Consider the following 13,264-nt stretch of genomic DNA (forward strand, 5'->3'; position numbering starts at 1 on the left):
ATGTTCTATGTGCAACGCGACGGCGAAGGGCAGTTGGGGCGGGTGGAGGCCGCGCCCTACGCCGAGTACACGGAAATCCTGCCCGCCGATCATGCAGAAATCCAAGAATGGTTCGCTGACGATGTCGTCGAAAACAGCCTCAAGCAGCTCAAGCAGAGCGACCTGGACATGATCCGCGTGCTCGAGGACCTGATCGAGGTGCTGACCGCCAAGGGCGTGTTCAGCATCACCGACCTGCCGGCGGGGGCGCAGGCCAAGTTGCTCAACCGCTCTACCGCGCGCAAGGCGCTGGGGAGCTTGAACAACCTGATCGAGGAAGAGGAGGAAGGCGGGCTGATCTGAAATCCCAAGGGGCGCATTGCGCCCCGCCATGCTTGAATCAACGCCAGGGCGCCGGCTCGCCGACCAGTTGCCCCTGGATGCCACCGACGCCCATCTCCACCAATACCAGCCGCTCGCCTTCGGTCTCCACCCGCTCGGCAATCAGCGGCAGGTCGATGCTGTGCGCCGCGCGCTGGATGGCTTCGATGAACAGCCGCTTGTGCTGCTCCTGGTCGATGTTGCGGATATAGCTGCCATCGATCTTCAGGTAGGCCAGGCCCAGGTGCGCCAGGTTGCCGATCATGCTGAAGCGCCCGCCGAAGCGCTGCAACGCCAGGCCGAAGCCCAGGCTGTGCAGACGGCGGGTGAGTTTGTCCAGCGCGGCCTGTTCGGGCAGTTGCTCCTCACCGATCTCGAAGATCAACCGTGAGCCCAGCGCTGGATGCTGGCTCAGCAACTCGTAGACACGCTGCAAGGCCTTGGGGTCAGCCAGCGTTGCAGCCGACAGGTTGAGCGCCAGGACCTGATCATGGCCACGCAGGTGTGCCAGCACCTTTTCCAGTACCAGCAGATCCAGCCGCGACATCCAGCCAAAGCGCTCCAGCCACGGCAGGAAGCGACCGGCAGGCAAAGCCTCGCCCTGGTCATCGTGCAGGCGTGAAATCACCTTGTGATGAAGGACCTGCTGCGTCTGCCTGGCATTCACGACAGGCTGGAAGAACAACTCGAAACGACCTTTGACGAAGGCTTCGTCCAACCGCGTGTGCCAGGCATGCTGGCTGTCGCCAGCCACTGCGGCCACGCCCTGCTCAAGGCATACCCAACCTGGGGTCGGCTGATTCTCGGCACGCGCCAACGCCTCGTCAGCCAGCTTGAGCAATGCCTGCGGCGCGTCACCGGGGCTGAATGGAGCAAGGCCGATGCAGGCAACCGGGTCGACGTCGCTGGCGCCTGTTTCGTGCAGGCTCTGCAGTGTTGCCTCCAGTGCCTGGGCGAGCTGCACGGCTTCCTCGTGGACCATGCCCGGGGCCAGCACGGCGAACTCACCGCCACGGCTGCGGGAAATCAAGTCGTTGGTCTCCGGGAAGCTGGCGCAGGTACGCCGTAGCTGCTCCCCTACTGCCTGCAGCAGCTGGTCGGTGCGCTGGCCGCCCAGGCGTGCGTTGAGCCCGGCCAGGCCCTGCACGCGCAGCAGCAGCAGGTAACCGGCACGTGCCTCTTCCAGGTTGCTGACCCGGGCTGTCAGCTGCATTTCGAAATATCGCCGATTGGACAGGCCAGTGAGGCTGTCCTGATAGGACTCCGCCCGCAACCGCTCACTGCGCTCGGCCTGTTCGGTGAACAAGGCCCTGAGCTTCTCGACCATCTGGTTCATTGCCTGCACCACACGGCGTAGCTCCGGCGTGCGCGGCAGCTCCGGCAGGCTGAGGAATTCGCGTCGGGCGATGGCGTGGGACTGTTCCACCATGTAGTCCAGCGGCCGCAACTGACGACGCAGCAGCAGTGCGCCAAGTACCGCACTGGCGGCACCACACAGCAGCAGCCAGCCGAGGCTGCCCAATGCGCTTTGCCAGAGCTTGGCGATGGCAAACATCGGGTGGCTGATCACCTCGACCCGCGCAGCCTGCTGCCAGCCCCGGCTGACGATGGCATCACCACCGGCCGCTTCCAGGCCAATCAGGTGGATGAACCACGCTGGCACACCGCCTGGGTCCGGCTCAGCGTGCCGCTCAACCAGCACGGCATTGGAGCTCAGGTCGACCACCTTGATGCTGGCGTAGTAGCCACTGTCGAAGATCGAGCTGACCATCAGCTCGACCATCGCCGGGTCATCGATATTTGGCGTGAGCGACAGTGCCAGCGCAGTGGCTGCATCCTGGGCGTGCGAACGCAGCTGATTGACATACTGGCTGCGCGAGCTTTCCAGGCTGACCATGAAGCTGCCGCTGAACGCGATGACCAGGAACAGGCAAATGGCCAACAGCAATTGTTTGAACAGTGACATCTGTGCTCCTTCAGTAAACCGGTTCGGCCGGGAACCCTTCGGCCTGCATTTTCTTCAACAAGTCCTGCCAACGGGACAGGCGCTTGGTATCACCGACCTTCTTGTTGCCCGCAGCGCCGGTCAGCCACAGACCTTCACCATTGAAGGCATACACCGGCAGCAGGTCGGTACGCTGGCTGGCCGGCTTTATTGCGTCCATCAGGCTGTCGAGCACCAACGGCTGCGCCTGTGGGCTTGAATAATAGGTCAGCACCATGTGCGCACGGTTCTGGCGCAGGGCCTTGACGTAGGTGATGCGCAACTTTTCGCTGGGGATCCCCATGCGCCGGAGGCTAAAGTACTTGGCGATGGCGTAGTCCTCGCAGTCGCCGGCGCCTTTTACAAGCGCCTGGATAGGCGTGGCCCAGTAGTCGACCTCGTGCCACAGGTCGATATCCTCGACGTAGCGCAGTTGCTGGTTGAAGAACTGGTTGACCACCTGCAGGCGCTGCATCTCGCTGCCCTGGCTCTGGGTCGCCATCAACCGCTGCCAGGCATCGATGCGGCCCTTCCCTGCACCTAAGGGGCCGTACAGGGCTTCGGACTTGCGGCTGATCTCGGCAAAGTCCCAATCCGCATGCAACCCGCCCAGCAGCAAGCCACCCAGCAACAGGGCAAAGCCAAAACGTCGCACGGCGGTTTTGATCAGCCAGGTAATCGCCACTGCGAGGCCCTGTTCAGGTCGTTCCAAAGCAGCGATGGTGCGGCCTGGCCACATAAAAGACAATGGCACTGCGCAATCATGTAGCCGATGGTCGGCCAGATATAACTTTATTGTTAGCGCTTAGTGTGTGTCGCTTCCTTTGCCGGGAAAACTCATCCACCATAATTGTCAGCTTGGGCCGCTCGCGCCGTTGCGGGCGCAGGTTTGACAAGCCCCCTTGCTTGTCACTAGTGTCGTTGGATCCAACCTTCTGTCGTCGAGGCACATTTCGCTTGGCCGAGAAAATCAAACTCAGTAACGTGCTGGCCAGCGAACAGCTGCTGGCACAACAGGCCCGTGGCGTCATAGAAGAACGCTTGCGCAGCGCCATTCTCGATGGCCGCCTGCCACCTGGCACCGCCGTACGCCAACAGGAAATCGCCGACTTGTACGGCGTCAGCCGCATGCCAGTGCGCGAGGCACTGCGCCAGTTAGAGGCGCAATCGCTGCTGAAGGTGGAAATGTACAAGGGTGCAGTGGTTGCACCGTTGATTGGCGAGGACGCCGTCGACACCTATGCGTTGCGCGTGCTTCTGGAGAGCGAAGCGCTGCGCCAGTCGATCCCGCTGCTCGATGCCGATGACATCGCCAGTGCCCGTGGTTACATCCAGCAACTCGAGAACGAAACCAGCCATGCGGAAATCGGCCGTCTCAATCGCCTGTTCCACATGGCGCTCTATAGCAAGGCATCCAACCAGAAACTGCTGCGCCTGATCGAGAATGAGTTGAACGAGGAAGAACGCTTCCTGCGCTTCCATTTATCGTCCATGGGGCTGGGTAAGCTCACCCAGGACGACCATAACGCCTTGGTCGATGCTGCCGCTGACAAACGTGTCGACGAGGCGGTAAGGGTGCTGGAGCAGCATCTGAACAATGGATCGCGGGTAATCAGAAACTACCTGGACAAACAACTCAGCCGCTAGCGCTCAACACCAGGATGTTTTAACACCGGAAAAGAAAAAGCCCCTGTCTGCAATGCAGACAGGGGCTTTTATTTGAATCTTGACGATGACCTACTCTCACATGGGGAAACCCCACACTACCATCGGCGATGCATCGTTTCACTGCTGAGTTCGGGATGGGATCAGGTGGTTCCAATGCTCTATGGTCGTCAAGAAATTCTGTGTGCTGGCCCGTCGCTTTGACGTGCCTGCGAATCTCTGTAGTTCCTACTTAAAGACAAAACCCCTACCTGCATGCGCAGATAGGGGTTTTGCGAAATGAATCTTGACGATGACCTACTCTCACATGGGGAAACCCCACACTACCATCGGCGATGCATCGTTTCACTACTGAGTTCGGGATGGGATCAGGTGGTTCCAATGCTCTATGGTCGTCAAGAAATTCTGTAGCCAGAATGTCCAGATGGACAGCCCAGCGAATTCGGATATGTGAATTTGTGCTGCTCTTGTGAAAAGCGAATCTTCGGTTCTTTCGTCTTCACCACCGCAATCTGCGCTAGCAAATTGCTTGGGTGTTATATGGTCAAGCCTCACGGGCAATTAGTATTGGTTAGCTCAACGCCTCACAGCGCTTACACACCCAACCTATCAACGTCGTAGTCTTCGACGGCCCTTTAGGGGATTCAAGATCCCAGTGAGATCTCATCTTGAGGCAAGTTTCCCGCTTAGATGCTTTCAGCGGTTATCTCTTCCGAACATAGCTACCCGGCAATGCCACTGGCGTGACAACCGGAACACCAGAGGTTCGTCCACTCCGGTCCTCTCGTACTAGGAGCAGCCCCTCTCAAATCTCAAACGTCCACGGCAGATAGGGACCGAACTGTCTCACGACGTTCTAAACCCAGCTCGCGTACCACTTTAAATGGCGAACAGCCATACCCTTGGGACCGGCTTCAGCCCCAGGATGTGATGAGCCGACATCGAGGTGCCAAACACCGCCGTCGATATGAACTCTTGGGCGGTATCAGCCTGTTATCCCCGGAGTACCTTTTATCCGTTGAGCGATGGCCCTTCCATACAGAACCACCGGATCACTAAGACCTACTTTCGTACCTGCTCGACGTGTTTGTCTCGCAGTCAAGCGCGCTTTTGCCTTTATACTCTACGACCGATTTCCGACCGGTCTGAGCGCACCTTCGTACTCCTCCGTTACTCTTTGGGAGGAGACCGCCCCAGTCAAACTACCCACCATACACTGTCCTCGATCCGGATAACGGACCTGAGTTAGAACCTCAAAGTTGCCAGGGTGGTATTTCAAGGATGGCTCCATGAGAACTGGCGTCCCCACTTCAAAGCCTCCCACCTATCCTACACAAGCAAATTCAAAGTCCAGTGCAAAGCTATAGTAAAGGTTCACGGGGTCTTTCCGTCTAGCCGCGGATACACTGCATCTTCACAGCGATTTCAATTTCACTGAGTCTCGGGTGGAGACAGCGCCGCCATCGTTACGCCATTCGTGCAGGTCGGAACTTACCCGACAAGGAATTTCGCTACCTTAGGACCGTTATAGTTACGGCCGCCGTTTACCGGGGCTTCGATCAAGAGCTTCGCTTGCGCTAACCCCATCAATTAACCTTCCGGCACCGGGCAGGCGTCACACCCTATACGTCCACTTTCGTGTTTGCAGAGTGCTGTGTTTTTAATAAACAGTCGCAGCGGCCTGGTATCTTCGACCGGCATGGGCTTACGGAGCAAGTCCTTCACCCTCGCCGGCGCACCTTCTCCCGAAGTTACGGTGCCATTTTGCCTAGTTCCTTCACCCGAGTTCTCTCAAGCGCCTTGGTATTCTCTACCTAACCACCTGTGTCGGTTTGGGGTACGGTTCCCAGTTATCTGAAGCTTAGGAGCTTTTCTTGGAAGCATGGCATCAACCACTTCGTCGCCTAATGGCAACTCGTCATCAGCTCTCGGCCTTGAAATCCCGGATTTGCCTAAGATTTCAGCCTACCACCTTAAACTTGGACAACCAACGCCAAGCTGGCCTAGCCTTCTCCGTCCCTCCATCGCAATAACTGGAAGTACAGGAATATTAACCTGTTTTCCATCGACTACGCTTTTCAGCCTCGCCTTAGGGACCGACTAACCCTGCGTCGATTAACGTTGCGCAGGAAACCTTGGTCTTTCGGCGTGCGAGTTTTTCACTCGCATTGTCGTTACTCATGTCAGCATTCGCACTTCTGATACCTCCAGCAAGCTTCTCAACTCACCTTCACAGGCTTACAGAACGCTCCTCTACCGCGTCATCCTAAGATGACACCCGTAGCTTCGGTGCATGGTTTGAGCCCCGTTACATCTTCCGCGCAGGCCGACTCGACTAGTGAGCTATTACGCTTTCTTTAAAGGATGGCTGCTTCTAAGCCAACCTCCTAGCTGTCTAAGCCTTCCCACATCGTTTCCCACTTAACCATGACTTTGGGACCTTAGCTGACGGTCTGGGTTGTTTCCCTTTTCACGACGGACGTTAGCACCCGCCGTGTGTCTCCCATGCTCGGCACTTGTAGGTATTCGGAGTTTGCATCGGTTTGGTAAGTCGGGATGACCCCCTAGCCGAAACAGTGCTCTACCCCCTACAGTGATACATGAGGCGCTACCTAAATAGCTTTCGAGGAGAACCAGCTATCTCCGAGCTTGATTAGCCTTTCACTCCGATCCACAGGTCATCCGCTAACTTTTCAACGGTAGTCGGTTCGGTCCTCCAGTCAGTGTTACCTAACCTTCAACCTGCCCATGGATAGATCGCCCGGTTTCGGGTCTATACCCAGCGACTAAACGCCCTATTAAGACTCGCTTTCGCTACGCCTCCCCTATTCGGTTAAGCTCGCCACTGAATATAAGTCGCTGACCCATTATACAAAAGGTACGCAGTCACCTAACAAAGTAGGCTCCCACTGCTTGTACGCATACGGTTTCAGGTTCTATTTCACTCCCCTCTCCGGGGTTCTTTTCGCCTTTCCCTCACGGTACTGGTTCACTATCGGTCAGTCAGTAGTATTTAGCCTTGGAGGATGGTCCCCCCATGTTCAGACAAAGTTTCTCGTGCTCCGTCCTACTCGATTTCATTGACAAGAGATTTTCGTGTACGGGGCTATCACCCACTATGGCCGCACTTTCCAGAGCGTTCCACTAATCTCAAACCAACTTAAGGGCTGGTCCCCGTTCGCTCGCCACTACTAAGGGAATCTCGGTTGATTTCTTTTCCTCAGGGTACTTAGATGTTTCAGTTCCCCTGGTTCGCCTCTTGCACCTATGTATTCAGTACAAGATACTCAGCTTATGCTGAGTGGGTTCCCCCATTCAGAGATCTCTGGATCACAGTCTGTTTGCCGACTCCCCAAAGCTTATCGCAGGCTACCACGTCTTTCATCGCCTCTGACTGCCAAGGCATCCACCGTATGCGCTTCTTCACTTGACCATATAACCCCAAGCAATCTGGTTATACTGTGAAGACGACATTCGCCGAAAATTCGCATTTCGCTCAATTAAGAGCAGAACTCACAAATTTTACCTTAGCCTGATCCACCAGCAGTGAAACTGGTGTTCAGTCTATATCTATCACATATCCGAATTTTTAAAGAACGATCTGACAAAAGTCAGAAATCAACATTCAAACTGAATGTTCATTTCTAAGTTCTGACAAGTTACTGCGTACTGCGAAAGTGGTGGAGCCAAGCGGGATCGAACCGCTGACCTCCTGCGTGCAAGGCAGGCGCTCTCCCAGCTGAGCTATGGCCCCGTATACGGCTGAACCAAGTAATGGTAGGTCTGGGCAGATTTGAACTGCCGACCTCACCCTTATCAGGGGTGCGCTCTAACCAACTGAGCTACAGACCTATAACAGGGTCGCGTTACAGCATCGTCTTTTACAATGAATCAAGCAATTCGTGTGGGAGCTCATCAGTAGGCTGATGTCGTCGATTAAGGAGGTGATCCAGCCGCAGGTTCCCCTACGGCTACCTTGTTACGACTTCACCCCAGTCATGAATCACACCGTGGTAACCGTCCTCCCGAAGGTTAGACTAGCTACTTCTGGTGCAACCCACTCCCATGGTGTGACGGGCGGTGTGTACAAGGCCCGGGAACGTATTCACCGCGACATTCTGATTCGCGATTACTAGCGATTCCGACTTCACGCAGTCGAGTTGCAGACTGCGATCCGGACTACGATCGGTTTTGTGAGATTAGCTCCACCTCGCGGCTTGGCAACCCTCTGTACCGACCATTGTAGCACGTGTGTAGCCCAGGCCGTAAGGGCCATGATGACTTGACGTCATCCCCACCTTCCTCCGGTTTGTCACCGGCAGTCTCCTTAGAGTGCCCACCATTACGTGCTGGTAACTAAGGACAAGGGTTGCGCTCGTTACGGGACTTAACCCAACATCTCACGACACGAGCTGACGACAGCCATGCAGCACCTGTGTCAGAGTTCCCGAAGGCACCAATCCATCTCTGGAAAGTTCTCTGCATGTCAAGGCCTGGTAAGGTTCTTCGCGTTGCTTCGAATTAAACCACATGCTCCACCGCTTGTGCGGGCCCCCGTCAATTCATTTGAGTTTTAACCTTGCGGCCGTACTCCCCAGGCGGTCAACTTAATGCGTTAGCTGCGCCACTAAAATCTCAAGGATTCCAACGGCTAGTTGACATCGTTTACGGCGTGGACTACCAGGGTATCTAATCCTGTTTGCTCCCCACGCTTTCGCACCTCAGTGTCAGTATCAGTCCAGGTGGTCGCCTTCGCCACTGGTGTTCCTTCCTATATCTACGCATTTCACCGCTACACAGGAAATTCCACCACCCTCTACCGTACTCTAGCTTGCCAGTTTTGGATGCAGTTCCCAGGTTGAGCCCGGGGCTTTCACATCCAACTTAACAAACCACCTACGCGCGCTTTACGCCCAGTAATTCCGATTAACGCTTGCACCCTCTGTATTACCGCGGCTGCTGGCACAGAGTTAGCCGGTGCTTATTCTGTCGGTAACGTCAAAACAGCAAGGTATTAACTTACTGCCCTTCCTCCCAACTTAAAGTGCTTTACAATCCGAAGACCTTCTTCACACACGCGGCATGGCTGGATCAGGCTTTCGCCCATTGTCCAATATTCCCCACTGCTGCCTCCCGTAGGAGTCTGGACCGTGTCTCAGTTCCAGTGTGACTGATCATCCTCTCAGACCAGTTACGGATCGTCGCCTTGGTGAGCCATTACCCCACCAACTAGCTAATCCGACCTAGGCTCATCTGATAGCGCAAGGCCCGAAGGTCCCCTGCTTTCTCCCGTAGGACGTATGCGGTATTAGCGTTCCTTTCGAAACGTTGCCCCCCACTACCAGGCAGATTCCTAGGCATTACTCACCCGTCCGCCGCTGAATCAAGGAGCAAGCTCCCGTCATCCGCTCGACTTGCATGTGTTAGGCCTGCCGCCAGCGTTCAATCTGAGCCATGATCAAACTCTTCAGTTCAATACTGCTTGGGTTTTTAAGAAACCCTAAACTTGGCTCAGCAATCTCAAATGACTATGTGATTTCTCGCATGGCCACTTGTGATGCTGATAATCTTTGTGACTATCAGTCCGTACTCACAAGCACCCACACGAATTGCTTGATTCGATTTGTTAAAGAGCGTTTGGTTAAGAGTTTTTCGTCTCAACCGAGGCGCGCATTCTACGCTTTCCTCAGAGCCTGTCAAGCGTTTATTTTGAAGTTTTTTGCGAGAAACTCGTTTAACTTCAGACACTTAACTCGCTTCGATCTCTCGTCGCGGGAGGTGAATAATACAGTATTCAGAAACACTGTCAACCACCTTTTTACCACCACCGATTGGCCATTCAGCCCACCAGGAGAAGCGATAGCTTCTACTTAAAGACAAAACCCCTACCTGCATGCGCAGATAGGGGTTTTGCGAAATGAATCTTGACGATGACCTACTCTCACATGGGGAAACCCCACACTACCATCGGCGATGCATCGTTTCACTACTGAGTTCGGGATGGGATCAGGTGGTTCCAATGCTCTATGGTCGTCAAGAAATTCTGTAGCCAGAATGTCCAGATGGACAGCCCAGCGAATTCGGATATGTGAATTTGTGCTGCTCTTGTGAAAAGCGAATCTTCGGTTCTTTCGTCTTCACCACCGCAATCTGCGCTAGCAAATTGCTTGGGTGTTATATGGTCAAGCCTCACGGGCAATTAGTATTGGTTAGCTCAACGCCTCACAGCGCTTACACACCCAACCTATCAACGTCGTAGTCTTCGACGGCCCTTTAGGGGATTCAAGATCCCAGTGAGATCTCATCTTGAGGCAAGTTTCCCGCTTAGATGCTTTCAGCGGTTATCTCTTCCGAACATAGCTACCCGGCAATGCCACTGGCGTGACAACCGGAACACCAGAGGTTCGTCCACTCCGGTCCTCTCGTACTAGGAGCAGCCCCTCTCAAATCTCAAACGTCCACGGCAGATAGGGACCGAACTGTCTCACGACGTTCTAAACCCAGCTCGCGTACCACTTTAAATGGCGAACAGCCATACCCTTGGGACCGGCTTCAGCCCCAGGATGTGATGAGCCGACATCGAGGTGCCAAACACCGCCGTCGATATGAACTCTTGGGCGGTATCAGCCTGTTATCCCCGGAGTACCTTTTATCCGTTGAGCGATGGCCCTTCCATACAGAACCACCGGATCACTAAGACCTACTTTCGTACCTGCTCGACGTGTTTGTCTCGCAGTCAAGCGCGCTTTTGCCTTTATACTCTACGACCGATTTCCGACCGGTCTGAGCGCACCTTCGTACTCCTCCGTTACTCTTTGGGAGGAGACCGCCCCAGTCAAACTACCCACCATACACTGTCCTCGATCCGGATAACGGACCTGAGTTAGAACCTCAAAGTTGCCAGGGTGGTATTTCAAGGATGGCTCCATGAGAACTGGCGTCCCCACTTCAAAGCCTCCCACCTATCCTACACAAGCAAATTCAAAGTCCAGTGCAAAGCTATAGTAAAGGTTCACGGGGTCTTTCCGTCTAGCCGCGGATACACTGCATCTTCACAGCGATTTCAATTTCACTGAGTCTCGGGTGGAGACAGCGCCGCCATCGTTACGCCATTCGTGCAGGTCGGAACTTACCCGACAAGGAATTTCGCTACCTTAGGACCGTTATAGTTACGGCCGCCGTTTACCGGGGCTTCGATCAAGAGCTTCGCTTGCGCTAACCCCATCAATTAACCTTCCGGCACCGGGCAGGCGTCACACCCTATACGTCCACTTTCGTGTTTGCAGAGTGCTGTGTTTTTAATAAACAGTCGCAGCGGCCTGGTATCTTCGACCGGCATGGGCTTACGGAGCAAGTCCTTCACCCTCGCCGGCGCACCTTCTCCCGAAGTTACGGTGCCATTTTGCCTAGTTCCTTCACCCGAGTTCTCTCAAGCGCCTTGGTATTCTCTACCTAACCACCTGTGTCGGTTTGGGGTACGGTTCCCAGTTATCTGAAGCTTAGGAGCTTTTCTTGGAAGCATGGCATCAACCACTTCGTCGCCTAATGGCAACTCGTCATCAGCTCTCGGCCTTGAAATCCCGGATTTGCCTAAGATTTCAGCCTACCACCTTAAACTTGGACAACCAACGCCAAGCTGGCCTAGCCTTCTCCGTCCCTCCATCGCAATAACTGGAAGTACAGGAATATTAACCTGTTTTCCATCGACTACGCTTTTCAGCCTCGCCTTAGGGACCGACTAACCCTGCGTCGATTAACGTTGCGCAGGAAACCTTGGTCTTTCGGCGTGCGAGTTTTTCACTCGCATTGTCGTTACTCATGTCAGCATTCGCACTTCTGATACCTCCAGCAAGCTTCTCAACTCACCTTCACAGGCTTACAGAACGCTCCTCTACCGCGTCATCCTAAGATGACACCCGTAGCTTCGGTGCATGGTTTGAGCCCCGTTACATCTTCCGCGCAGGCCGACTCGACTAGTGAGCTATTACGCTTTCTTTAAAGGATGGCTGCTTCTAAGCCAACCTCCTAGCTGTCTAAGCCTTCCCACATCGTTTCCCACTTAACCATGACTTTGGGACCTTAGCTGACGGTCTGGGTTGTTTCCCTTTTCACGACGGACGTTAGCACCCGCCGTGTGTCTCCCATGCTCGGCACTTGTAGGTATTCGGAGTTTGCATCGGTTTGGTAAGTCGGGATGACCCCCTAGCCGAAACAGTGCTCTACCCCCTACAGTGATACATGAGGCGCTACCTAAATAGCTTTCGAGGAGAACCAGCTATCTCCGAGCTTGATTAGCCTTTCACTCCGATCCACAGGTCATCCGCTAACTTTTCAACGGTAGTCGGTTCGGTCCTCCAGTCAGTGTTACCTAACCTTCAACCTGCCCATGGATAGATCGCCCGGTTTCGGGTCTATACCCAGCGACTAAACGCCCTATTAAGACTCGCTTTCGCTACGCCTCCCCTATTCGGTTAAGCTCGCCACTGAATATAAGTCGCTGACCCATTATACAAAAGGTACGCAGTCACCTAACAAAGTAGGCTCCCACTGCTTGTACGCATACGGTTTCAGGTTCTATTTCACTCCCCTCTCCGGGGTTCTTTTCGCCTTTCCCTCACGGTACTGGTTCACTATCGGTCAGTCAGTAGTATTTAGCCTTGGAGGATGGTCCCCCCATGTTCAGACAAAGTTTCTCGTGCTCCGTCCTACTCGATTTCATTGACAAGAGATTTTCGTGTACGGGGCTATCACCCACTATGGCCGCACTTTCCAGAGCGTTCCACTAATCTCAAACCAACTTAAGGGCTGGTCCCCGTTCGCTCGCCACTACTAAGGGAATCTCGGTTGATTTCTTTTCCTCAGGGTACTTAGATGTTTCAGTTCCCCTGGTTCGCCTCTTGCACCTATGTATTCAGTACAAGATACTCAGCTTATGCTGAGTGGGTTCCCCCATTCAGAGATCTCTGGATCACAGTCTGTTTGCCGACTCCCCAAAGCTTATCGCAGGCTACCACGTCTTTCATCGCCTCTGACTGCCAAGGCATCCACCGTATGCGCTTCTTCACTTGACCATATAACCCCAAGCAATCTGGTTATACTGTGAAGACGACATTCGCCGAAAATTCGCATTTCGCTCAATTAAGAGCAGAACTCACAAATTTTACCTTAGCCTGATCCACCAGCAGTGAAACTGGTGTTCAGTCTATATCTATCACATATCCGAATTTTTAAAGAACGATCTGACAAAAGTCAGAA

At 54.3% G+C, this 13,264-nt stretch carries 4 protein-coding genes, 2 tRNA genes and 6 rRNA genes; 2 read left to right on the top strand and 10 right to left on the bottom strand.

The features are described from left to right. Nucleotides 1–342: a tryptophan synthase subunit beta gene (locus tag C2H86_RS11185; RefSeq protein WP_159412602.1), complete on the top strand. Its 342-nt coding sequence runs from the start codon at nucleotides 1–3 to the stop codon at nucleotides 340–342. A 37-nt stretch (nucleotides 343–379) separates the two neighbouring features. Here the strand turns inward: C2H86_RS11185 and lapD are convergent, their stop codons facing one another. After that, nucleotides 380–2,326: a cyclic di-GMP receptor LapD gene (gene lapD / locus C2H86_RS11190; RefSeq protein ID WP_159412603.1), complete on the bottom strand. Its 1,947-nt coding sequence runs from the start codon at nucleotides 2,324–2,326 to the stop codon at nucleotides 380–382. A 10-nt stretch (nucleotides 2,327–2,336) separates the two neighbouring features. After that, nucleotides 2,337–3,083, bottom strand: coding sequence for a cysteine protease LapG (gene lapG, locus C2H86_RS11195; protein ID WP_205524621.1), 747 nt, complete (start codon nucleotides 3,081–3,083; stop codon nucleotides 2,337–2,339). Between the two features lie 218 nt (nucleotides 3,084–3,301). Here lapG and C2H86_RS11200 point away from each other — a divergent pair, with 218 nt between their 5' ends. Next, complete coding sequence (locus tag C2H86_RS11200) at nucleotides 3,302–3,991, top strand: GntR family transcriptional regulator (protein WP_159412605.1); 690 nt, start codon at nucleotides 3,302–3,304, stop codon at nucleotides 3,989–3,991. 77 nt (nucleotides 3,992–4,068) lie between these two features. Here C2H86_RS11200 and rrf (C2H86_RS11205) read toward each other — a convergent pair. The 8 genes from rrf (C2H86_RS11205) to C2H86_RS11240 all read right to left on the bottom strand — a co-directional run bounded on the left by rrf (C2H86_RS11205) (nucleotide 4,069) and on the right by C2H86_RS11240 (nucleotide 13,080). Continuing rightward, nucleotides 4,069–4,184: ribosomal RNA gene (rrf, locus tag C2H86_RS11205) — 5S ribosomal RNA — on the bottom strand. A gap of 109 nt (nucleotides 4,185–4,293) precedes the next feature. Then, nucleotides 4,294–4,409 (bottom strand): 5S ribosomal RNA (gene rrf / locus C2H86_RS11210). Nucleotides 4,410–4,549: 140 nt separating this feature from the next. Continuing rightward, nucleotides 4,550–7,442 (bottom strand): 23S ribosomal RNA (locus C2H86_RS11215). Nucleotides 7,443–7,687: 245 nt separating this feature from the next. Continuing rightward, nucleotides 7,688–7,763, bottom strand: a tRNA-Ala gene (locus C2H86_RS11220). Between the two features lie 21 nt (nucleotides 7,764–7,784). Then, nucleotides 7,785–7,861 (bottom strand) — tRNA-Ile (locus C2H86_RS11225). 85 nt (nucleotides 7,862–7,946) lie between these two features. Beyond that, nucleotides 7,947–9,483, bottom strand: a 16S ribosomal RNA gene (locus tag C2H86_RS11230). Nucleotides 9,484–9,931: 448 nt separating this feature from the next. Next, a 5S ribosomal RNA gene (gene rrf, locus C2H86_RS11235) occupies nucleotides 9,932–10,047 on the bottom strand. A 140-nt stretch (nucleotides 10,048–10,187) separates the two neighbouring features. After that, nucleotides 10,188–13,080 (bottom strand): 23S ribosomal RNA (locus tag C2H86_RS11240). The 16S, 23S and 5S rRNA genes sit together here with 2 tRNA genes alongside, the layout of an rRNA operon. Nucleotides 13,081–13,264 lie beyond the last annotated feature (184 nt).

Origin of the sequence: Pseudomonas putida (genome assembly GCF_009883635.2) — a bacterium.
Taxonomy (GTDB): domain Bacteria; phylum Pseudomonadota; class Gammaproteobacteria; order Pseudomonadales; family Pseudomonadaceae; genus Aquipseudomonas; species Aquipseudomonas putida_W.

What these genes read in the sequence shown, in the direction of transcription:
- C2H86_RS11185 (WP_159412602.1), top strand. Translation starts at nt 1, where the DNA reads ATGTTCTATGTGCAACGCGACGGCGAAGGGCAGTTGGGGCGGGTGGAG.
- lapD (WP_159412603.1), bottom strand. Translation starts at nt 2,326, where the DNA reads ATGTCACTGTTCAAACAATTGCTGTTGGCCATTTGCCTGTTCCTGGTC.
- lapG (WP_205524621.1), bottom strand. Translation starts at nt 3,083, where the DNA reads ATGTGGCCAGGCCGCACCATCGCTGCTTTGGAACGACCTGAACAGGGC.